General features: G+C 72.7%; 17 protein-coding genes and 5 pseudogenes. 10 read left to right on the top strand and 12 right to left on the bottom strand.

Going from position 1 to position 21,050, the window contains the following annotated elements; genetic code table 11:
- Window positions 1–9: 9 nt before the first annotated feature.
- The 3 genes from ACZ60X_RS17190 (at window position 10) to ACZ60X_RS17180 (ending at window position 2,631) form a co-directional block, all read left to right on the top strand.
- Window positions 10–510, top strand: a complete 501-nt coding sequence (locus tag ACZ60X_RS17190) for a metallophosphoesterase family protein (protein ID WP_469598968.1) — start codon at window positions 10–12, stop codon at window positions 508–510.
- Window positions 511–533: 23 nt separating this feature from the next.
- The gene (locus ACZ60X_RS17185) at window positions 534–1,127 is read left to right on the top strand and encodes a GNAT family N-acetyltransferase (RefSeq protein WP_469598966.1); all 594 of its coding nucleotides are present in this window, start codon (window positions 534–536) and stop codon (window positions 1,125–1,127) included.
- Between the two features lie 79 nt (window positions 1,128–1,206).
- Window positions 1,207–2,631: an MFS transporter gene (locus tag ACZ60X_RS17180; protein WP_469598963.1), complete on the top strand. Its 1,425-nt coding sequence runs from the start codon at window positions 1,207–1,209 to the stop codon at window positions 2,629–2,631.
- Between the two features lie 49 nt (window positions 2,632–2,680).
- Here the strand turns inward: ACZ60X_RS17180 and ACZ60X_RS17175 are convergent.
- The 5 genes and pseudogenes from ACZ60X_RS17175 to ACZ60X_RS17155 all read right to left on the bottom strand — a co-directional run bounded on the left by ACZ60X_RS17175 (window position 2,681) and on the right by ACZ60X_RS17155 (window position 6,837).
- Window positions 2,681–3,371: pseudogene (locus tag ACZ60X_RS17175) on the bottom strand (SRPBCC family protein).
- 11 nt (window positions 3,372–3,382) lie between these two features.
- Entirely contained in the window at window positions 3,383–4,507 is a 1,125-nt protein-coding gene (locus tag ACZ60X_RS17170) for an XdhC family protein (RefSeq protein WP_469598961.1), read from the bottom strand.
- Entirely contained in the window at window positions 4,500–5,909 is a 1,410-nt protein-coding gene (locus ACZ60X_RS17165; protein ID WP_469598959.1) for a vWA domain-containing protein, read from the bottom strand. Before ACZ60X_RS17165 ends, ACZ60X_RS17170 begins: the two co-directional genes overlap by 8 nt.
- A 5-nt stretch (window positions 5,910–5,914) precedes the next feature.
- Window positions 5,915–6,242: pseudogene (locus tag ACZ60X_RS17160) on the bottom strand (AAA family ATPase); the annotation flags it as partial.
- Window positions 6,243–6,321: 79 nt separating this feature from the next.
- On the bottom strand, window positions 6,322–6,837 hold the full coding sequence (locus tag ACZ60X_RS17155; RefSeq protein WP_469598957.1) for a (2Fe-2S)-binding protein: 516 nt from the start codon (window positions 6,835–6,837) through the stop codon (window positions 6,322–6,324).
- 140 nt (window positions 6,838–6,977) lie between these two features.
- Between ACZ60X_RS17155 and ACZ60X_RS17150 the strand changes: the two are divergent.
- Window positions 6,978–7,331: pseudogene (locus tag ACZ60X_RS17150) on the top strand (GTP-binding protein); the annotation flags it as partial.
- Window positions 7,332–8,334: 1,003 nt separating this feature from the next.
- Here ACZ60X_RS17150 and ACZ60X_RS17145 read toward each other — a convergent pair.
- Both ACZ60X_RS17145 and ACZ60X_RS17140 read right to left on the bottom strand, forming a co-directional pair.
- Window positions 8,335–8,712 carry a hypothetical protein gene (locus ACZ60X_RS17145; protein ID WP_030825962.1) on the bottom strand — a complete coding sequence of 126 codons (378 nt, stop codon included), beginning with the start codon at window positions 8,710–8,712 and terminating at the stop codon, window positions 8,335–8,337.
- Window positions 8,713–8,840: 128 nt separating this feature from the next.
- Window positions 8,841–8,984: a hypothetical protein gene (locus ACZ60X_RS17140; protein ID WP_469598954.1), complete on the bottom strand. Its 144-nt coding sequence runs from the start codon at window positions 8,982–8,984 to the stop codon at window positions 8,841–8,843.
- Between the two features lie 408 nt (window positions 8,985–9,392).
- Between ACZ60X_RS17140 and ACZ60X_RS17135 the strand changes: the two are divergent.
- A pseudogene (locus ACZ60X_RS17135) lies at window positions 9,393–9,533 on the top strand (nuclear transport factor 2 family protein); the annotation flags it as partial.
- On the opposite strand, the gene ACZ60X_RS17130 reads toward ACZ60X_RS17135, so the two are convergent.
- The 4 genes from ACZ60X_RS17130 to ACZ60X_RS17115 form a co-directional block, all read right to left on the bottom strand.
- Window positions 9,530–10,345, bottom strand: a complete 816-nt coding sequence (locus ACZ60X_RS17130; protein WP_469598952.1) for an ABC transporter permease — start codon at window positions 10,343–10,345, stop codon at window positions 9,530–9,532. The pseudogene ACZ60X_RS17135 and the gene ACZ60X_RS17130 overlap by 4 nt on opposite strands.
- A 15-nt stretch (window positions 10,346–10,360) precedes the next feature.
- Window positions 10,361–11,251 (bottom strand): ABC transporter permease, encoded by an 891-nt coding sequence (locus ACZ60X_RS17125; protein ID WP_469598950.1) that lies wholly within the window; start codon window positions 11,249–11,251, stop codon window positions 10,361–10,363.
- A gap of 9 nt (window positions 11,252–11,260) precedes the next feature.
- Window positions 11,261–12,460 (bottom strand): ABC transporter substrate-binding protein, encoded by a 1,200-nt coding sequence (locus tag ACZ60X_RS17120; protein ID WP_469598948.1) that lies wholly within the window; start codon window positions 12,458–12,460, stop codon window positions 11,261–11,263.
- A 191-nt stretch (window positions 12,461–12,651) separates the two neighbouring features.
- On the bottom strand, window positions 12,652–13,689 hold the full coding sequence (locus ACZ60X_RS17115; protein ID WP_469598946.1) for an ABC transporter ATP-binding protein: 1,038 nt from the start codon (window positions 13,687–13,689) through the stop codon (window positions 12,652–12,654).
- A 122-nt stretch (window positions 13,690–13,811) separates the two neighbouring features.
- Here ACZ60X_RS17115 and ACZ60X_RS17110 point away from each other — a divergent pair, with 122 nt between their 5' ends.
- From ACZ60X_RS17110 to ACZ60X_RS17100, 3 genes and pseudogenes are all read left to right on the top strand, one after another.
- Entirely contained in the window at window positions 13,812–14,549 is a 738-nt protein-coding gene (locus ACZ60X_RS17110) for a FadR/GntR family transcriptional regulator (RefSeq protein WP_469598944.1), read from the top strand.
- 60 nt (window positions 14,550–14,609) lie between these two features.
- A pseudogene (locus ACZ60X_RS17105) lies at window positions 14,610–15,307 on the top strand (GTP-binding protein); the annotation flags it as partial.
- A 70-nt stretch (window positions 15,308–15,377) separates the two neighbouring features.
- Entirely contained in the window at window positions 15,378–17,246 is a 1,869-nt protein-coding gene (locus ACZ60X_RS17100) for a cellulase family glycosylhydrolase (protein WP_469598942.1), read from the top strand.
- Between the two features lie 65 nt (window positions 17,247–17,311).
- Here the strand turns inward: ACZ60X_RS17100 and ACZ60X_RS17095 are convergent, their stop codons facing one another.
- Window positions 17,312–18,565 carry a YncE family protein gene (locus ACZ60X_RS17095; RefSeq protein ID WP_469598939.1) on the bottom strand — a complete coding sequence of 418 codons (1,254 nt, stop codon included), beginning with the start codon at window positions 18,563–18,565 and terminating at the stop codon, window positions 17,312–17,314.
- 157 nt (window positions 18,566–18,722) lie between these two features.
- Between ACZ60X_RS17095 and ACZ60X_RS17090 the strand changes: the two genes are divergently transcribed.
- Both ACZ60X_RS17090 and ACZ60X_RS17085 read left to right on the top strand, forming a co-directional pair.
- Entirely contained in the window at window positions 18,723–19,385 is a 663-nt protein-coding gene (locus ACZ60X_RS17090) for a TetR/AcrR family transcriptional regulator (RefSeq protein ID WP_469598937.1), read from the top strand.
- Between the two features lie 174 nt (window positions 19,386–19,559).
- The gene (locus ACZ60X_RS17085) at window positions 19,560–20,585 is read left to right on the top strand and encodes an alcohol dehydrogenase catalytic domain-containing protein (RefSeq protein ID WP_469598935.1); all 1,026 of its coding nucleotides are present in this window, start codon (window positions 19,560–19,562) and stop codon (window positions 20,583–20,585) included.
- The last annotated feature ends 465 nt before the right edge of the window (window positions 20,586–21,050 follow it).

Raw genomic sequence — 21,050 nt, 5'->3', positions numbered from 1 at the left:
GTTGGGGCTGTGCGTCTGCTGATGGTGTCCGACACCCATCTGCCCAAGCGCGCCAAGCGTCTGCCGGAGCAGCTGCTGGCCGAACTCCCGCGCGCGGACGTCGTGTTCCACGCCGGGGACTGGGTCGACACCGCCACCCTGGACCTGCTGGAGAGCCGCAGCCGCCGCCTGATCGGCGTCTACGGCAACAACGACGGCCCCGAACTGCGGGCCAGACTCCCCGAGGTGGCCCACGCCGAACTCGGCGGCCTGCGCTTCGGGGTGGTGCACGAGACCGGTCCCGCCCAGGACCGCGAGGCCCGCTGCGTCGCCCGCTTCCCCGACCTCGACGTGCTGGTCTTCGGGCACAGCCACATTCCCTGGGACACCACCGCCCCGACCGGCCTGCGCCTGCTCAACCCCGGCTCCCCGACCGACCGCCGCCGCCAGCCCCACTGCACCTACCTCACCGCGACACTGGCCGACGGCGCCCTCACGGAGGTGACCCTGCACCGCCTGCCACGGCGGTAGCGGTCCTGTGCCAGGATGCCGAGATGATCTCTGACACGGGCGTCCCCGGTGACGTCGTTCCCAAGGGCCGCATGGCACGCGGCGAGCAGCCCGTGCTCGCCCTGCCCGGCGGACACGAGCTACGGCCGTGGCGCCTCGACGACGCCGGCACCCTCGTGACGGCAGGCCAGGACCCGGCGATCCGCCGGTGGAACCGGTTCACCGTCGCCGGCCCCGAAGAGGCGCGCGGCAGGATCGGGCGCATGCACGCGCGCTGGCAGGCCGAGACCGCCGCGATATGGGCCATCGCCAGGCTCGCGGGTCCCGTCGTCGGCCTCTGCGGGTGGGGCGACATCGATCTGCACGTGGGCAGCGCCGAGATCGTCTACTGGCTGCTGCCCGAGGCCCGCGGCGGCGGCATCGCCGTCGAGGCCACCCGCAGGCTCACCCGGTGGGCCCTTGAGGACCTGGGCCTGCACCGCCTGCGCCTGTGCCACTCGGTCGCCAACCCGGCGTCCTGCCGGGTCGCCGAGAAGGCCGGATACACCTACGAGGGCACCCAGCGCAGTGCCCTCCTGCACGCCGACGGCTGGCACGACGAGCACCTGCACGCGCACGTGGCCGGCGACCCCGTCTAGCGGGCGACGCCCTCGGGCGGGCGACGAGGCGAAGAGCCTCGTCAGGAGCGTTGTCAGTGCCGCGTGGTACCCGTGGTGCATGGCCTTCTCACCGGTAACGCTCCTGCGTCGCGCGGTACGGCCGGCCACCCGAACCGGCTCCCCGTACACCGTCCTGGTCGTGATGTGCGCCGGGTACTTCCTGGTGCTGCTCGACGTCACGATCGTCAACGTCGCCCTGCCCTCCATCGGCACCGGGCTCGACACGGACGTCGGGGGACTGCAGTGGGTGGTCGACGGATACGCGCTGGCCCTCGCCTCGCTCATGCTGACCAGCGGCACAGCCGGGGACCGGTACGGCCACAGACGCGTCGTGCTGGCCGGGCTCGCGGTGTTCGGCGCCGGGTCGCTGGGCTGCGGCCTCGCCCCCGGCGTGCCCGTGCTGGTGGCCGCCCGGGTGGTGCAGGGCATCGGCGCGGCGCTGCTGCTGCCCGGCACGCTGGCCATCATCGGCCGCGCCTTTCCCGACGACGCCCAGCGCGCCCGGGCGATCGGCGTGTGGGCGGGCATCGGCAGCCTCGCCCTGCCGGCCGGACCGCTGCTTGGCGGCGCCCTCACGGACGGGCTCGGCTGGCGGGCGATCTTCCTCATCAACGTCCCGATCGTGCTGGTGGCCCTGCCGCTGTCCGCGGTCCTCGTGCGCGAGAGCAGGGACGAGCACGCCGCCCCGCTGGACCTGCCCGGGCTGCTCCTCGGCGCGGTGGCCCTCCTGGCCGCCACCTACGCCCTCATCCAGGGCGGCCGCTCCGGGGCCACCGCGCCCGCGGTCCTCGCGGCCGCCGGTGCCGCCGTGTCGGCCCTGGCCGTGCTCGTCGTCGCCGAGAGACGGCGCGGCGACACGGCGATGATCCCGCCCGCGCTGCTGCGCCGGCCCGCGTTCGGTGCGGCCAACGCCACCGCGGGGATCATGAACCTGTGCACCCTGGGCACGTTGTTCGTGCTGCCGCTGTTCCTGCAGTCGGTGCAGCACCGCTCGGCGTTCCAGGCGGGTCTTGCCCTGCTGCCGCTGTTCACCCCGCTGGCCGTGTTCGCGCTGCTCGGCGGCCGGATCACCAGCCGGATCGGCGCCCGGATCCCGGCCGCCGCCGGGCTGCTCGTCGCCGCGGCCGGACTGGCCCTGCTGACCGGGGCCACGGCCGCCTCCGGGCTCGCGCTGCTCGTCCCCGCGTTCCTGCTGTGGGGGATCGGGGTCGGGCTGCTCACCCCGGCCGTGGTGGCGGCCGCCATCGCCGCGGTGCCCGGCGAGCGAGCGGGGCTCGCCTCGGCCGTCAACAACACCGCCCGGCAGACCGGCGGGGCGATCGGGATCGCGGTCGCGGGGGCGGTGGCCGGGCAGCCGGCGGCGCAGGAGCGGTTCCTGCGGGGGTTCCACGCGGTGGCTCTGGGCGCGGCCGGTCTGTACGTGGTCGCGGCGGCGCTTGCCCTGGTTCTGCTGCCGGGGGCGTTGTCGGTCCGCAGGGAGTGACGCAGGCCGCGAAGGGCACAGCGACACAGCCGCCCGTGCCCCGGCGGAGTCACTGCCACCGGCGTCGACAGGCGCGGACTCTTCGCCCTCGTCGCAGCAGGCGTCTCGCCGCGCACGCCAGGGCGGCCAGCGCCGTCGCGACCAGCGCGGCCCGCTTCGCCAACGGCAGCCCCGCGGTGCGCACGAGGTGGAGGGGCGGCGCTTCGGGCGCGGGCCGCTGCCCGGGTCCGGCAGCGGGCTCGGCATCGGCGGCGGGCTCGGGGCGGGCGGCGGGTTCGGGTTGGGCGGCGGGTCCGGGGCGGGCGGTCAGCCGGTCCGCCAGGCAGTCCGCGAACCGGCCGACCAACCGGTCGCCCACCTCCGCCAGCACCCCTCGCCCGAACTGCGCCGGTCGGCCGGTCACCGTCAGGTCCGTGTGGACGGACACCGCCGTACCGCCGTCGCGTTCGCTCAGGAAGCCGGTGACCCTCGCCCTGGCCGTGCCCTGGCCCCGGGTCTCGGCCGCCGGCCACGAGCACCAGGCGGTGCGCCGCGTCGTCCTGTTCCTCGAAGACCGCCGTGCCCCGGTAGGCGACGGTGACCGGGCCGACCTTCACCTTCACCGATCCGGTCACGGTCCTGCCGTCGTGGTCCTCCACCGTCGCGCCCGGCAGGCACGGGGCGATCCGCTCGATGTCGAGGAGCGCGTGCCAGGCCTCGTCGAGCGGGACGGGGACGGTGAACTCGTGGTGCAGTTCCATGCCCCTGCTCCTCACGGCCGGGTCGGGCTCCGCCGGGCGGCGGGCGGGTGGATGGCGCCGGCGGTGGTGGTCAGCGGGGCGCCGGTGCCGCCCCAGCGCAGGGCGACGATCTCGGCGGCGACGGACACCGCGACCTCCTCGGGGGTGCGCGCCCCGAGGTCGAGCCCGAGCGGTGAGCGCAGCCGGGACAGTTCGACCTCGGTCAGCCCGGCCTCGGTGAGCCGGGCGCGCCGCTCGTCGTGCGTCTTGCGGCTGCCCATCGCCCCGATGTAGGCGGCCGGCCGGCGCAGGGCCTCCTGGAGCAGCGGTACGTCGAACTTCGGGTCGTGGGTGAGGACGCAGATCACCGTGCGCGCGTCGGTCTCGGTGCCCGCGAGGTAGCGGTGCGGCCAGTCGGCCACGACCTCGACGGCGGCCGGGAAGCGCTTGGGCGTGGCGAAGACCGGGCGGGCGTCGCACACGGTCACGCGGTAGCCGAGGAAGTCGCCGACGCGGGCCACCGCGGCCGCGTAGTCGATCGCGCCGAAGACCAGCATGCGCGGCGGCGGCGCGAACGACTGCAGGAACACGGTGACGGCGTCCTCGCGGCGCTCGCCGTGCGGCCCGTAGTGCCGGAGCGCCGAGGCGCCGAGGGCGAGTTCGCCCCGCGCGTCGGCGGTGACCGCGACGTCCAGGCCGCTCGCGCCGAGCGTGCCGTCCGCCCGGTCCGGCCAGACCGCGCGCGTGGCGCCGCGCGGTGCGGGCCCGTCCACCACCGTGGCCACGGTCACCGGTTCGCCCGTGCCGACGGAGGCGGCGACCGCGCCGAACGCCGGGTCCGACGCGGCGGTCACCGGCCGTACGAGCAAGGTGATCTCGCCGCCGCAGGTGAGCCCGACCGCGAACGCGTCGGCGTCGCTGTAGCCGAAGGTGGCGAGGCGTGCCTCGCCGCTCGCCACGACCTCCCGCGCCAGCTCGAACACCGCCCCCTCGACACAGCCCCCGGACACGCTGCCCACCACCTCGTCGCCCGGGCCCACCGCCATCGCGGCACCAGGCCCGCGCGGCGCGCTGCGGCTGACGGCGACGACCGTGGCCAGTCCGAACGGCACCCCGGCCGCGTGCCAACGCGCCAGCGCCGGCAAGATCTCACGCACGCTCCACTCCTCCCACCGCCCCCGAATCTCCTGACGGCCCCTCCCCGCCTGCCGGCCGCCCAGCACCGCTCACGTGGTCCGCGCCGGCCGTACCGCTCGCCGCGCGCGCATCCCTTGCCGGGGGCGCTCCGGTGGCGGGGCCCGCACCGGCCACCCTGTCCGCGCCGGCCGCCGCAGCCGCACCGCTCGCGGGTGCTGCCAGGCTCGCCCCTCCCACGCCGCTCCGCCCGCCCACCAGACTCACCGTGTCCGCGCCGCCCGCCTCCGCACCCCGTACCACCGCCGCCAGCCGCTCCAGAGCCGCCAGGCTGTTGCCCGCGACGAAGGCGTCCACGCTGGGCAGGGCTGCGGACATGCCGGCGGCCAGGGGGGCGTAACCGGGGCGTGCCTTGCGGGCTTTGGCCCAGATCACCTGGTGTGCCAGCGCGTGCAGCCGGCGCATCTGCCGGCCCAGCAGTTCCGGATCGCCGCGCTCCCAGCCGTCCGAGAGCAGCACGACGACCGCGCCGCGCGCCATCCCGCGCTGCCCCCACCGGTTCAGGAACTCCCGCAGCAGCTCGCCGAGCCGGGTGCCGCCGCGCCAGTCCGGTACGGCCGCGGCGACGGCCGCCATCGCCACATCCGGATCCCGGTGCGAGAGTTCGCGGGTCACCCGGGTCAGCCGGGTGCCGATGGTGAACACCTCCGTACGGCCCGTGCGCACCGCCGCGTGCGCGAACCGCAGCAGCGCGTCGGCGTACGGCGCCATGGAACCGCTCACGTCCACCAGCAGCACCACCCGGCGGGGCCGCGCCACGCGCGCGTGCCGCCGCAGCCGGGCCGGCTCGCCGCCCCGGCGCAGCAACTCCCGTACGGTGCGCCGCGGATCGACCTCCCCGCGCCGGGCGGGCCGGCGACGCGCCGAGCGACGCGCCTGCCCCTCCAGGGCGAACGCGGCCAGCAGACGCCGCAGTTGGCCGCGTTCGGCGACGTCGAGCGTCGCCACGTCACGATGCCGCAGCACCTCCGCGGAGCTGGCGAGCACGGCGGCCGGCGGCCCGGGCGGTTCCTCCGCGCCCGGCGTCCCCGCGCCCACGGCCGCCTCCCGCGCGACGAACCGGAGCCGGGGCGCGGGGGCGGCCCGCACCGCACGCGGCGCATGCTCCTCGGCGGACCCGAAGTACGCGGCGAACACCCGCTCGTACCGCTCCAGATCGTCGTGCCCGCCGCACAGCGTCGCCCGCCCCGCCTCGTACACGTCCGCCCGCACTCCCGGCCGCAGCACGGCCACGGCACGCAGGAACGCGTGCAGGCGCTCGGTGCTCGCCTCGACACCGGCCGCCCGCAGGGCCCGTACGAAACCGAGCAGCACGGCGTCGGGGCCCATCCGCCCGGCACCGGCCCCGCTCCCGTACGCGCCCATCCCGCTCACCCGCCCCGCGCCGCGAGCACCGCGGCGATGTCCAGCCCCCGCGCCCGGTCCGTGTCCTCGCGGTACTTCAGCACCGAGCCCAGCGTCGCCACCGCCAGCTCCGCGTCCACCTCGCTCGCGCCGAGGGCGTCGAGGGCCTCGGCCCAGTCGAGAGTCTCGGCCACCCCGGGCGGCTTGACGAGGTCCGCGCCCCGCAGGGCCTGCACCAGCGCTGTCACCTGCTCCGCGAGCCGCGCCGACACCCCCGGCAACCGGCGCCGCACGATGGCCGGTTCGCGGACGAAGGACGGATGGTCGAACCATGTGGTAGAGGCAGCGCCGCTTCTGGTCTCGCCGGTGATCAGCCGCGCGTCCTCCTTGCGCGGCCTCGGGCGGCCGACCTCGTGGGCGACGGCCTGCTCGGTCATGCCGTGACCTCCTCGCCGGCCTGCCGCTCGCGGCCGGGGGCGGCCTCCTGGGCGGCCGCGGCGGCGAGCACCGCGCGCACGATGTTCTGGTAGCCGGTGCAGCGGCAGAGGTTGCCCTCCAGGCCCTGCCGGATCTCCTCGGGCGACGGGTGCGGGTTCTCGCGGAGCAGATCGCGCGCCGCCATGATCATGCCCGGGGTGCAGTAGCCGCACTGCAGGGCGTGCTGCTCGTGGAACACCCGCTGCAGCGCCGTCCCGGCGCCGTCCCGCGCGAGCCCCTGGACCGTGGCCACCCGGCACCCGTCGGTCTGGACGGCGAGCACCGAACAGCTCTTGGCGCTCGCCCCGTCCAGGTCGACCGTGCAGGCCCCGCAGTTCGAGGTGTCACAGCCGATCGGGGTGCCGGTCAGACCGAGGCGGTCGCGCAGGTAGTGGGCGAGGAACAGGCGGGGTTCGACCTCGTCCTCGTCCTCGTACGTCGTGCCGTCCACGTTCACGCAGATACGGGTCATCGGCCCTCCAACCGTACCGGAGAGGGGAGAACGCGACCTTTCGCGGTGTACGTCACCTTACGACCCCGCCGGGGGAGCGGCGAGCGCTGCGCAGGGGCTTCGTCGAAAGTTGATCCATTGCTGTCGCCGGGCCGTTCCCGCTGCACTGCTCGGCGACCCCGTGTCACACGGAGAGGACCGGCGATGCGCGCGGCGCGCATGTCGACGCCGGTAAGACCAGCCTGACCGAACGGCTGCTGCACACGGCCGGGGCCATCGACGAACCCGGCAGCGTCGACGACGGCAGCACCCGCACCGACACCCTCGCGCTGGAACGCCGGCGCGGCATCGCGATCAAGTCCGCCGTCGTGTCGTTCCCGCTCGACGGCGTCACCGTCAATCTCGTCGACACCCCGGGCCACCCGGAATTCATCGCCGAGGTCGAGCGTGTGCTCGGCATCCTCGACGGCGCGGTCCTGGTCGTCTCGGCCGTCGAGGGGGGCCAGGCGCAGACCGGGTTCTGATACGCACCCTGCGCGGCTGGGCCTCCCCACGTTGATGACGTCTACCCCGTGCACGAGCAGATTCATTCCCCTACGCGGAGGCCCGCGGAGCTGAAGCATCGGAAGGTGGGGGAGTTGTTCTTCTGCCTCCCGGCAGTGGCTTGGAGGAGGTGGTCCGCGGGGTGGACCGCGTGGATGCACGCTATAGCGTCCCGGACAAAGGGTGGGGGACGGCGTGGGTGCGGGCGGTACTGATCGTGGAGGGGTGTGGCGGCACAGAGTGGGAGTCCGTGCCGCTGGGCGGGTGGCGGGAGGCGATGTGGACGACGACGTGGTGCCGGGCGAGTTGCTGGAGGGGCTGCTGCCCGAGGGCGTTGCCGCGGCGCGGGCGGCACCGGCCGCGTCTGTGGAGGCGACCTTGTCGGCGTAGGCGTCCTTGGCGTCGGCCTTGGCGCGGGCGGCGTCCGCCTTCTGCTCGGCGTCCCAGGCGTCGTCTCGCATGGCCTTGGCGTGGTCGCGCGCTGTGACGGCCGCGTCCCGCTTGTCCGCGGCGGTCTTCTCGGCGGCGTCGGCCTTGTCCTTGGCGTCCTTGGCCTTGCCCGCCGCGGCTTCGGCGCTCTTCCTGTCGTTGGCGGCCTCGGCCTGCTTCGCGGCCGCCGTCTCCTTCTCCGCTTTGGCGGTCCTTTCCCGGGCCTCGGCGTCGAGCCGCTTGGCGTGGGTGTCGGCGGCGGCCGCCTTCGCATCACCCTCCGCCTTCACCGCAGCCGCGAGCTTGGCCTCCGCGGTCTCCTTGTCCGCCTTGGCGTTGTCACGGTGGATCTTCGCGCAAGGCACGTGAAGACCGCGCGGCGCGCAACGCCAGCGCGGACGCAAGGAACGCGCTCGCGTCCGCAGCGAGAAGGGCATCCGCTGGGGCGGACGCCCCCTCAACACCGCAGCCTGACCGACCGCGAACCGCAGCCCCCGAGCGCCGAAGGGGGCGAGTTCAGGAGAAGGACAGGGACAGAAGGATGACTCAGGAGGCGGACGGTTCGATCTCCCCCGCAAAGACGATGACCTGGTCGATGAGGCTCCGCCGCAGATGGACGACGTCCGTTCCCGCCAGGCGGGGACCTCCATCCGGCGTGGTGAAGACCCACTGGTACCGGGCCCACTCGTCAGGCATGTCCACCGCCGAGCAGCGCACCATCGTGCCGGTCCCCGCCGGGTGGCGCCGGATGTCCAGCACGAACCGCTCGACCGCCGCGATTCCTTCGCTGCGACCCAACGGCCCCCAGAAGACCACGTCTGAGGTCAGAGCCTGGGAGAGCAGGGCAGTCACATAGCTGTCGTCCGAGGCGTTGAACGCGGAGATGAACGTGTCGATCGCGGAGCGTGCAATCTCTTCCTGCATGCCCCAGTAATACCAGCCGTCTCGCGTGCGCTCGTCCCGCGAGCCGCCTTCCGATCACGGTGAGCCATCCCGGTCACAGCACTAGCACGGTCTGACCCGCGGTACAGCCGTTGGCGCCAAGCGCTTGATCATGGCGGTGAGCTGCGGGTCTCGGCGTTCGGGTGGGGCTGGGCCTGGAGCCGTTCGCGCAGTTCGACCTCCTCGGCGGTGAGCGGGTCTTCGGGCTGGCGGATGCCGGTGGGCTTGGGCCGCAGCGGCAGGCCGTCGTCCACCCGCGGCGGCCCCGGCTTCAGCAGCTACCCGAAGGAACGGCGACCGTGGTGACGGACGTCGAGCCCATGACCACGACTCTGACAGACGCGTCGAGCAACTACAGCCCGCGAGGTGTACCACCTGATCCGCGCCGACATGGTCACGCGCCACCAGCAGCCTGATGCCTCAGCGCCCCTGATGCCGCAGCTATGACGAACATAGGGGCATCAGGGAGTTGCCGCGAGCCGCTTGGCGGCATTGGCCGCGGCGCCCCCGCTCGTGCAGTTGGTCCAGGGACAGCGGTGCGGCGGTGGTCAGGGCGTCGAGGAGTGCGCCGGTGTATGCCGTGTACCGCTCTCCCATCGGGGCGGAGGCAGGGCTGGTTCCGGGCGCCGAGGTGAGGGTGTAGGTGCACGGACCTCTTCCGCAGCCACTACGTGAACGCGCCGGGGGAGCGTGGTCAGGCGATCGTGGATCTCTTCCGGGTGCGGAACGGGAAGATCGTGGAGCACTGCGACGTGATCCAGGACGTGCCGGCGACCTCGGCGAACGACAACACGATGTCCTAGATCCGGCTTGCCGTCGCCGTGTCCGCCGACAGGCGCTGGGCGACGTAGATCGGGATCACCGACAGCAGGACCAGGACGGCCGCCACGACGTTGACCACGGGCGCCTGTTGCGGGCGCGTCATGTTGTTGAAGATCCAGATCGGCAGGGTCTCGATGCCGGGGCCCGCGGTGAACGTCGTCACCACGATCTCGTCGAAGGACAGCGCGAACGCGAGCAGCCCGCCCGCGAACAGCGCCGAGCGCACCAACGGGAAGGTGATGTCGACGAAGGCGCGGAAGGTGTCGGCCCCGAGGTCCATCGCCGCTTCCTCGTAGGAGCCGGAGGTGCGGCGCAGCCGTGCGACTACGTTGTTGAAGACGACGACGATGCAGAAGGTGGCGTGCCCGACGATCACGGTGAACAGGCCGAGACCCACGCCGAGCGGCTGCAGGACCGTGCTGAACGCCGAGTTGAGCGCGATGCCGGTGACGATGCCGGGCAGCGCGATCGGCAGGACGACCACGAACGACACGGTGCCCCGGCCGAAGAAGCGGTGCCGGGCCACTGCGAAGGCGATCAGCGTGCCCAGCACCAGGGCGACGGCCGTGGCGCCGAGGCCCGCCTTCACCGAGACCCACAGCGCGTTGCGGGCGCCCGCGTTCTCCCAGGCCACCGACCACCAGTGGACGGTCCACCCGGGCGGGGGCCAGCTCGCGCTGTGGTCCGGGTTGAAGGAGTTGACCAGGACCAGCGTGAGCGGGACGTAGACGACCGCGAAGCCGAGCCCGGCGGCAACGCGCAGCACGATGCGTGCGGAACGGGACAGTTGCATGACAGCGGACCTGTTCTAGAGGCTGCTGAGCGCGCCGGTGCGGCGCATGGCCAGCAGGTACAGCACGATGACCACCACCGGAACGGTGCCCAGCGCGGCGGCCATGGGCAGGTTGAGCTCGATGTTGGAGTAGACGAGGTTGCCGATGAGCTGGGTCTTGCCCCCGACGATCTGCACGGTGATGTAGTCGCCCAGGCTGAGCGAGAAGGTGAAGACCGAGCCGGCGGCGACTGACGGCAGTACCATCGGCAGTACGACCGAGCGGAAGGTGCGGCCGGGCCGCGCCCCGAGGTCGGCGGAGGCGTCCAGCAGGTTGGCGGGAAGCTGCGCCAGTGCCGTGTGGATGGGAAGGATCATGTACGGCAGCCACAGGTACGTCAGGGTGATGATCGCAGCCGGGAGGCCGAACCCGGGTCCGCTCAGCCCGAACGGCTTGAGCATCCAGTCGGCGAGCCCGCCCTCGGACAGGATCAGCCGCCAGGCGTACACCTTGACCAGGTAGCTCGCCCACAGCGGGGTCAGGATCGCGACCACCAGCAGGGGGCGCCACCTGGGCCCCGCGACGCGCGCCGTGTAGAAGGCGACCGGGAAGGCGATCACGGCGCACAGGAGGGTGACGGCGAGAGCCACGACGATGCTGCGCCAGATGACCTGGCGGAAGACGGGGGTCGTCAGCAGCGCGTGGAAGTTGTCGGTCGACCAGACCTTCACCACCTCGGAGGTGAAGGAGTTCGTCGTCCAGAACGCCGAGGCGAACAGCACTGCGAGCGAGCCGAGGTAGAGCACGGCCAGCCACAGCAGGGGGGCGGTGAGCAGCAGGGACAGCCGCAGCCGGGGGCGGCGGTGCAGCATCCCGGCGAGCCGACGGACGGGGGCCCGTCCGGCGGCCTGCGCGGTGGCGGTCATCGTCTTGCCTCAGCCCTTGATCTCGGTCCAGGCCTGGACCCACTTGGCGTACGGCACACACGTGACGTCGCTGCGGCCGTCGAGGCACTGCTCGATGGGCGTGTTCCAGAAGGCGATGTTCTTCCAGTAGGCCGTGTCGGCGGCGTGGAAGGTGGTGCAGAAGCTCTTGTCGCTGGTCTGGTCGCACGCCTTGGCGTTGGCGGGGGCCTCGCCGAAGTACTCGGCGACCTGCGCGTTCACCTTCGGCGAGATGATCCAGTTCATCCACTGGTAGGCGCAGTTGGGGTGCTTGGCCTTCGCGTACAGCATCCAGGTGTCGGACCAGCCGGTCGAACCCTCCTTGGGCACGAAGGCAGTGACCTTGGCGCCCTCGCTCTTCGCCAGGTTGGCGATGACCTGCCAGGTCGTGCCGACGACGGAGTCGCCGCTCTTGAACGCGGAGACCTCCTTGAGGTAGTCGCCCCAGTACTCGCCGATGTTCGCGTTCTGCTTCTTCAGCAGGCCGACGGCCGCGTCGAACTGCTTCTGGTCGAGCGCGTACGGGTCCTTGATCTTCAATTCGGGCTTGGTGGCCTTGAGGTACAGCGCCGCGTCGGCGATGTAGATCGGGGAGTCGTACGCCGTCACGTGCCCCTTGTACTTGGCGGCGTCGTCGAAGACGGCGGACCATGAGGTCGGCGCGGGCTTGACCTTCTCCGTGTTGTACATGAGCAGGTTGGCGCCACGGCCGTGCGGGATGCCGTATGCCTTGCCCTTGACGGAGTTCCAGGCCTGCAGCTTCAGGTCGCCGAAGACGTCCTTGTAGTTGGGGACGAGGCCGGTGTTGACCGGGGCCGCGTCTCCGGAGGCGATCAGGCGCAGGGAGGCGTCGCCGGAGGCGGAGACGGCGTCGTACTCGCCGGTCTTCATCAGCTTGACCATCTCGTCGGAGCTGGCCGCCACCTTGGAGTGAACCTGGCAGCCGGTCTGCTTCTCGAAGCCACCGACCCAGTTCGCCTTGGGGTCGTTCGATCCGTCCTCGACATAGCCGGCCCAGGCGATCAGGTTGACCTGTCCCTCGCTCCTGCCCAGCTTCGACTGCGCCTTCAGGTCCGGCGGGTTGAGGCCCGCGGACGAGGAGGAGCCGCCCGAGCCGCAGGCGGTGGCCGTGAGCAGCAGCGCGGCAGCGGCGACGAGAGCGGCAGGGGCGCGTCGGTGGCGAAAGGCCATGGGGGTCCCCCCTGCTCGCGCGAAGCCGAGAGCTTGGGGGAGCGCGGAGGCTCGAAGTGCTGAGCACGATCGGTCTCCCGACACCGACTCAGGCGCCCGAGAGGCGAACGAATGAGACGGGGCGGCTTGGGAGGTTCGGGTGAGACGCACGACGTTCTCCCTACGTGACGGCGACCTGGCGTGGGGGATGGTCAGCGGGCGGCGGGGACCTGGATGGCGTGGCGGCGGTGCCACGTCAGGCGCACCCGGGTGCCGCGGTAGGCGGCGACGTCCTCGGAGGAGGTCTCCAGGTTCTGCTGGAGCGCGGTGAGGCGGCCGCCCGCGTCGAGGTCGACGAGGAAGCGGGTGGCGTCGCCGAGGTAGACCACTTCGGTGACGGTGCCGGTGGCGGTGAAGTGCTCGGGTTCGTCCGCGAGGGAGGGCTCCTTGAGCACCCGGATCTTCTCGGGCCGGATGCTGTACATGCCCGGGGCGCCGGTGACCCGCTCGGCGGCCTCGCCCTGAAGCAGGTTCGAGGTGCCGACGAAGGAGGCGGCGAAGGCGGTCGCGGGGCGCTCGTAGATCTCGGCGGGGGTACCGATCTGTTCGATGCGGCCCTGGTTGAAGACGGCGATGCGGTCGCTCATCGTCAGGGCCTCCTCCTGGTCGTGGGTGACGAACACGAAGGTGATCCCGACCTCGCGCTGGAGGGCCTTGAGCTCGACCTGCATCTGCTCGCGCAGCTTGAGGTCGAGGGCGCCGAGCGGTTCGTCGAGCAGCAGCACACGGGGGCGGCCGACGAGGGCGCGGGCGAGTGCGACCCGCTGGCGCTGGCCGCCCGAGAGCTGACTCGGCCGCCGTCCGCCGAAGCCTTCCAGGCGTACGTCGGCGAGCGCCTTGCGGGCCCGCTGGAGCCGTTCGGCCTTGGGTACCTTGCGGACCTTGAGGCCGTAGGCGACGTTCTGCTCGACGGTCATGTGCGGGAAGAGCGCGTAGTCCTGGAAGACGGTGTGGACGTCCCGCTCGAAGGGGGGGAGGCCGGTGACGTCCTGGCCGGCCAGCTCAACGGTGCCGGAGGTGGGGCTCTCGAAGCCCGCGATCATGCGCAGGACGGTCGTCTTGCCGGAGCCGGACGGGCCGAGCATCGAGAAGAACTGTCCGTCGGATACCTCCAGGTCGACTCCGGCCACGGCGGTGGTGCCGCCGAACTCCTTCCGCAGGCCCTGCAGCCGGACCGCGCTGGCCTCCATGGACGGGAACCTTTCTGGAGCGGTCTTCCGTTCTTATCCAGGGAGGAAAAGATATGGAATCATAGTTCAACGCTCAAGACCCCCTTACGGTAAAGGTTGGGTCAACGCGCAAGGTGGTGGCCGTGAAGCAGGAAAGGGACGGCGCCGCCCGGAGAGCCGTGTTCGCTCCGTTGGACACCCGGGCGCGCGTGGAGACGGTCGTCCGCCGGCTCGGCGACGCCATAGAGCTCGGGCTGCTCGCTGAGGGGGAGCAACTGCCCGGAGAGGCCGAGCTGGCGGGGCACCTCGGCGTGTCCACCGTGACCCTGCGGGAGGCGCTGATGGTGCTGCGGCAGCAGGGGCTGGTCACCACCCGGCGGGGGCGCGGCGGCGGCAGCTTCGTCTCGCTGCCCGCGGACCCGGGCGAGCGGCGGATCAGACAGCGGCTGGCCGGCTGGAGCACGGAGGAACTGCGGGACCTCGGCGACCACTGGGCGGCCGTCTCCGGCGCCGCCGCCCGGCTGGCGGCCGAGCGCACCGAACCGGACGGCCTCCAGCACCTGCGGCGCGCCCTCGAGGAGTTCGCGACGGCCGTGGACGCGGCGGCTCGCAGCCGCCTCTACGGCCGGTTCCACGTGGAGCTGGCCGCAGCCGCGCAGTCGGCCCGGCTCACCCGGGAGCAGATCGAGCTCCAGACGGAGGTCGGGTCACTGCTGTGTCTCGTCCTCGGGGACGACGCCTGGCGCGACGAGGTGGCCGATCGGCACCGCTCGCTCGTCGGCGCGGTGCAGGAGGGGGCGCGGGATGCGGCCAGGGTGCTGGCCGAGGACTGCGTCCAGGAATCGACGGCACGGCTCATCGCGCTGCGCCTGGCCCTGTAGGCCATGCCGCCTGAGGGGTGCCCGCCCCGCAGCGGTGCGTTGTCGAAGGGTGCAAGGACGACGAACCCCTTCCTCGCCACCGTCGGCCTGCGCGTGGAGCCGGCGCCGCCCCGGCGCGGGCGTGGCGTTCCGGCTGGAGGTGGAGCTGGGCGCGATGCCGTACGCGTTCTTCAAGGCCGTCGAGGACGCCGTCCGCGAGACGCTCGCCAGGGCCTGCACGGCTGGCGGGTGCCCGACTGCGCGGTGACCATGACGCACTGCGGCTACTCGCGCCGGCGGAGCCACGCCCACCAGGGCTTCGACAAGAGCATGTCGAGCACCGGTTACGGCTTCCGGGGCCTGACCCCGCTGGTCCTGACCGAGGCGCTGCGCCGGGCGGGCACGGTGGTGCACGAGCCGGTGCACCGCTTCCGCCTCGACGCCCCGGCCGGCACGCTGGGCGTGCTGCTGCCCGCGCTCGCCAGGCTCGGCGCCGTACCGGAGTCGACCGGCGCGCTCCGCGTCGCCGCCGTGCTGGAGGGCACGGTACCGGCGGTGCCCGGGTCCACGGGCTGGAGCAGCGGCTGCCGGGCCTCAGTCGGGGCGAGGGCGAGCTGGAGACGGCCTTCGGCCACTACGCGCCGATCACCCGGGGCACCGTTCCCGAGCGGTCGCGCACCCACCACAACCCGCTCAACCGCACGGAGTACCTGCTGAACGTGACGCGCAGGACGGGGGGAGGAGCCCGCCAGGGCGGCGGACGGGGCGGAGTGAGCTGACGTCACGTCACCTTACTTGTGGGTCAGGTGGTATTGACGGTGCCGGGACCCCGCGCGGATTGTGGTGTACATGTTCAACATTCGGGCGCGTCTGCTGGTTGTCCTGGTCGTCCTCAGCGGATTCCTGACGGTGGTGGGCGCCCCGCCCGCCACCGCCGCCACCTCGGATCCTCCCGCCGGCTCCCTCTGGTTCGACGGCTCCCCGCTCACGGTACAGGGGGGTCGCTTCACCGACGGACAGGGGCGCGAGATCGTCCTGCGCGGCTACAACGTCTCCGGCGAGACCAAACTGGAGGAGAACAGCGGTCTGCCCTTCGCCTCCGTCGCCGACGCCCGTACGTCCGCGACCGCGCTGCGCGCCCTCGGCGGCGGCAACGCGGTCCGCTTCCTGCTCTCCTGGGCCCATGCCGAACCCGTGCGCGGCCAGGTGGACACCGGCTATCTCGCCGCCGTCACCGAGCAGATGCGCGCCTTCCTGGACGCGGGCGTCCGCGTCTTCCCCGACTTCCACCAGGACCTGTACTCCCGCCACCTCTTCACCACCGGCAGCTGGTACACCGGCGACGGCGCCCCCAAGTGGGCGGTCGACGCAGGGAGTTACCCGGCCGAGTCCTGCGGCGTGTGCCTCTTCTGGGGTCAGAACATCACCCAGAACGCGGCGGTGCAGAAGGCGCAGTACGACTTCTGGCACAACGCCTACGGCCTCCAGGACGCCTTCCTCGCCACCGCCCAGACAACCATGGCCTACCTGCAACAGCACCTGACCGCCGAGGAGTTCGACGGTATCGCCGGCTTCGACCCGTACAACGAGCCCTACGCCGGCAGCTACGACTCCGGGCAGACCTCCCGGACCTGGGAGCGGGACGTGCTGTGGCCGTTCTACGTGAGGTTCCGCGCCCGCATGGACGCCGCCGGCTGGCAGGACAAGCCCGCCTTCGTGGAGCCCAACCTCTTCTGGAACTCCAACATCTCCACCCAGAAGCAGGAGGGCGGCCTGCTGGACGCGGGCACCCTCGGCCCCCGGTACGTCCTCAACACCCACTTCTACGACCAGAAGGCCATCTCCGGGATCCTGATGTGGGGCAAGGCGGCCGACGGCCAGTACGCCTCCGACTTCGCCGCCGTTCGCGACCGCGCCGCGTCCGCCGGGACCACGGTCGTGGTCAGCGAGTTCGGGCACCCGCTGTCCGGCACCGTGTCCGACAAGGCGCCGACCGTCCTGAAGGCCATGTACCAGGCCCTCGACTCCCGCCTGCCCGGCGCGGGTTGGTGGGCGGACCCGTCCACCTCGGGTCCCGTCCTGTCCGGCACCCAGTGGCAGTGGGACATCTACAGCGGACGGCACCACGAGCTGATGAACGGCAACCCCGGCAAGGTGCTCACCGCCGGCGACGCCTGGAACGACGAGGACCTCTCCGCCGTGGACCTGGGCGACTCGGGGAAGGCGGCCCTGCGCCAGGACGCCCGGCTGCTGGACCGCCTCTACCCGAGCGCCACGGCCGGTACGACGCTGGCCTTCACCTACGAGGACCGCTCCCGCGACGGATCCACCACCCTCACCTGGAACCCGGTGCCGGGCAGCCTGCCGAACACGGCCCGGCTGGTGGGCTCCGGACAGTACGGGCTGCTGGTCTGGCGCTCCGGTGCCGGCACCGCGCCCACCGAACTGCACCTGCCGGCGTCCTTCCCGACCGCGTCGACCACCGTCGTCTCCGACCTCGGCACGGTCACGGCCCCGCCCGCCTACGCCGGGACCGCCACCCCGGTCGCCGTGGCGCCCGAACCGGGCGGCACCGGCAGCCGCCGCCTGCTGCTCACCGACACGGACGCCGGTGTCCTGCACTACGCGCTGGTGACCAACGGGGCGACGGCACCCTCGGCGGACGTGCTGACCGCGGCCGGGTCCGAGCTGGCGGCGTGGGCGGCGGCGCACTTCTGAGACCCCTCGTCCGAGCCGTACGGCCTCCGGGGGAAGTGGGGTTCCCCCGGAGGCCGTACGGCCGCTCAACTCCCGCTCGGGCCCGTCCAGTCGGCCGGGACATGTCCCAGCCGCACCCGCTGCGGATGGTCTCCGACCGGCACGGACAGCACCTTGCGGCCGGTGGCGAAGTCGATGGCCGTGACCTGGTCCGCACCGGCCTCCGAGATGACGCAGTCCTTGCCGTCGCCGCTCACCGTGGCCCAGTAGGGGGTGGACGCGGTGATGAGCGGGCCGACGGCGAAGGAGGCCCGGTCGACCACCGCCGCGTAGCCGTCCATGGTCCCGGCGACGCACAGCTTGGTGCCCTCGGGATTCATCGAGATGCCGTGGTGGCGCGAGTCCAGCAGCCAGGTGGTGCGGTCCGGGTCCGTCGCCGGGTTCGTCGGCAGCGTGGCCACCCGCGTGATCTTGTCCGAGGCCACGTCGTACTCCAGGAAGCCGTTGAAGAACGACACCTGGAAGTACAGCTTGGACCAGTCGGGCGTGAAGGCGGCGGGACGGACCGCGCTGGAGAAGTCCTTCAGCCCGATCGCGTCCAGCCGCTGGCGCATGTCGATCGTCCTGACCTGCTTGAACGTGGTCGCGTCGACGATCGTGATGTGCCGGTCGCCCTTGGTCCAGTCCCAGGCGGGGTCGTCCAGGGAGGTGGTGACCTCGCCGATGGACATGTTCCAGATGTACGTGCCGCCGTTGGTGAAGAAGTTCTCGTGCGGCTTGTCGCCGGTGGCGAACTCGCCCAGTTCCTTGCCGGTGTCGATGTCGAGCACCTGCACCTTGTTCGCGGTCGACGCCGAGACCGCGACCCGGGTGCCGTCGGGGGAGACCGCCATGTGGTCGGCGCGGTAACCGGCGACCGGGAAGCGCCAGTTGATCCTGTCGGTGGCCAGGTCGATGGAGACGACGTCGGCGAAACTCGGGCGGGAGACGACCACGGACCCGCCGTCGGGGGTGGAGTACATGTCGTCCACGTACTGGTCGTGCCCCTGGCCGACCTCGTTGCGGATGCCCGTGTAGTAGAGCCACTTGATCGGGTCGGCCTTGATCTCCGCCAGCCGCTCCGCCTTGTCGGGGACGACATTGATCCGGCCGACCTTCGCGAAGTCGCCGGAGGACGTGATGACATCGGCGGTGCCGTCCCAGTTGTTGCCGACGAACAGCACCTCGCGCAGGGCCTCGGAGCCGGCCGTGGCGGCGGAGGCGGCGGTCGCCGGCCCGGCGAAGGCCAGGGCGAGGGCGGCGGCCATGGAGCACAGGTGCCTGGTTCTGGAGGCAGGCATGACTGCTCTCTTTCCTTGGATGGGGGTCCTTGGGCGGGGAAATTCTGAACACGGCCGCATTCACAGTGAACTTACTGAAAAGTAAGGAAGAGATCGGGTGCTCGACAAGATGCGTGCACGACAAGATTGGGGGGACGGGCCGGACGGAGGGGGAGACGTGACGGGCAGGCTCAAGCCGCCGACGGGCCGCTACGGCGGCAGATCCGCCGAGGAACGGCAGGCCGAGCGGCGCCGGCGTTTCCTGGACGCGGCCCTGGAACTGTTCGGCGGCACACCGGGCTACCGGGCCACCACGGTCGCCGCGCTCAGCCAGGCCGCCGGCCTGTCCACGCGCCAGTTCTACGAGGAGTTCCGCACCCTGGAGGACGTCCTCGCCGCGCTGCACCTGAAGGTCAACGGCTGGGCCGAGCAGGCGGTGCTGGACGCCCTCGCCGCGGCGGACGGGCTGGCCCTGGCCGAGCGGGCCACGGTGCTCTTCCGGGCCTACGCCCGCGACGTCACCTCCGACCCGCGCCGCATCCGCGTCGCCTTCGTGGAGATCGTCGGCGTCAGCCCCCGCCTGGAGGAGCAGCGCCTGGCCCGCCGGGCCCGCTGGGTCGACCTCATCCGTGCCGAGGCGGACGCCGCCGTCGTACGCGGGGAGGCGGCACCCCGGGACTACCGGCTCGCGGCGACCGCCTTCATCGGCAGCGTCAACGGCCTCCTGCACGACTGGAGCGCCGGCTGGGTGGACGCCACGCTGGACGAGGTGGTGGGGGAGCTGGTGCGGCTGCTGCTGGGGATGCTCCGGCCGGAGGACTGGCGTCCCCGGGCGGGATGACACGGGCCCCGCCCGGTGCGCGGGGTCCGGGTCGGCGCCGCTTCCCGCCGCTCGGCGCGCGGGATCGGCCCGGAGCTGGTCTGCTGGTGCGGGGGCGGTCGTACCCGTGCCCGGCGGCGGCCAAGGCACCGCGACACACAGGCGAGACACAGGTGAGACACGGGAGAGAGTGTGATGAATACCTATCGAGTCGCGCAGGTGATGAGCGCGGGCGGTCCGTTCGAACTGGCCGAGCGCGAGGTTCCCGAGCCCGGACCCGGCCGGGTGCGGATCGCCGTGGAGGCGTGCGGCGTCTGCCACAGCGACGCCATGTTCGTGCACGCCGCGGTGCCGCACATCACCTTCCCGGAGGTCCCCGGGCATGAGATCGCCGGCCGCGTCGAGGCGCTCGGCGAGGGCGCGCAGGACGCGGGCTGGCAGGTCGGCGACCGGGTGGCGGTCGGCTGGTTCGGCGGCGCCTGCGGCCACTGCACGCCCTGCCGGCGGGGCGACTTCATCGTGTGCGCCAACCTTCAGGTCCCCGGCTGGGCCTACGACGGGGGCTTCGCGGAGAAGGTGATCGCGCCCGTCGACGCCCTGGCCCGGATCCCGGAGGCGCTCGCGGCGAGCGACGCCGGCCCCATGGCCTGCGCGGGCGTGACCACGTACAACGGGCTGCGGCACAGCGCCGCCCGGCCGGGGGACCTGGTGGCGGTCCTCGGCCTCGGCGGCCTCGGCCACCTCGGGGTGCAGTACGGGGCGGCGATGGGCTTCGAGACCGTGGCGATCGCCCGCGGCCCGGAGAAGGCCGACTTCGCCAAGCGACTGGGCGCCCACCACTACGTCGACAGCACCTCCGGCACCCCGGTCGCCGAGGCGCTGCAGTCCCTGGGCGGGGCGAACGTCGTGCTGGCCACCGCCGGGAACTCCGAGGCCATCACGGCCACCGTGGACGGCCTCGCGCCGCGCGGCGAGCTGGTGGTCATCGGCGCGGATCCGGAGGCCATGGGCATCAGCCCGCTCCAGCTGATCACGGGCGCCCGTGTCGTGCGCGGCCACCCCTCCGGCACCGCGCAGGACGTGCAGGACACCATGGAGTTCAGCGCCCTGCACGGCATCCGCCCGATGACCGAGAACGTCCCGCTGGAGGACGTGGACGGCGCCTTCCGGAAGATGCTCTCCGGCAAGGCCCGCTTCCGCATGGTGCTCACCACCGGCTGACCCTCCGGCCACCGCGGCCAACTCGCGGTCTGCCAACCGGTCTCCCGCCGGCTGCTCGCCGACGTGCTCCGGGCTGGTCCTCGGTGTGCGGGCTGCGCGTGCTCAGGGGCGTGCGCTGCGGCGGGGCGTGCTCTGGGGTGGGTGTTCGCCTCCTGTGGGCGGCGTGTGGGCGGCAGGGGGTTGTGGTCGCCGGAGCCGTCCGAGGGTGGTCCTCGGTGTGCGGGCTGCGCGTGCTCAGGGGCGTGCGCTGCGGCGGGGCGTGCTCTTGGGCGGGGCGTGTGGGCGGCAGGGGGTTGTGGTCGCCGGAGCCGTCCGAGGGTGGTCCTCGGTGGGCTGCGCGTGCTCAGGGGCGTGCGCTGCGGCGGGGCGTGCTCTGGGGTGGGTGTTCGCCTCCTGTGGGCGGCGTGTGGGCGGCGCGGAGCCGCCCGAGGGGGGTCTTCGGCGAACGGGACGCCCGCCGGCGGG

Source organism: Streptomyces sp. NPDC104106, from assembly GCF_055584345.1.
Note: the sequence above shows the minus strand (reverse complement) of the source record. Positions and strands in the feature narration are given on the sequence as shown.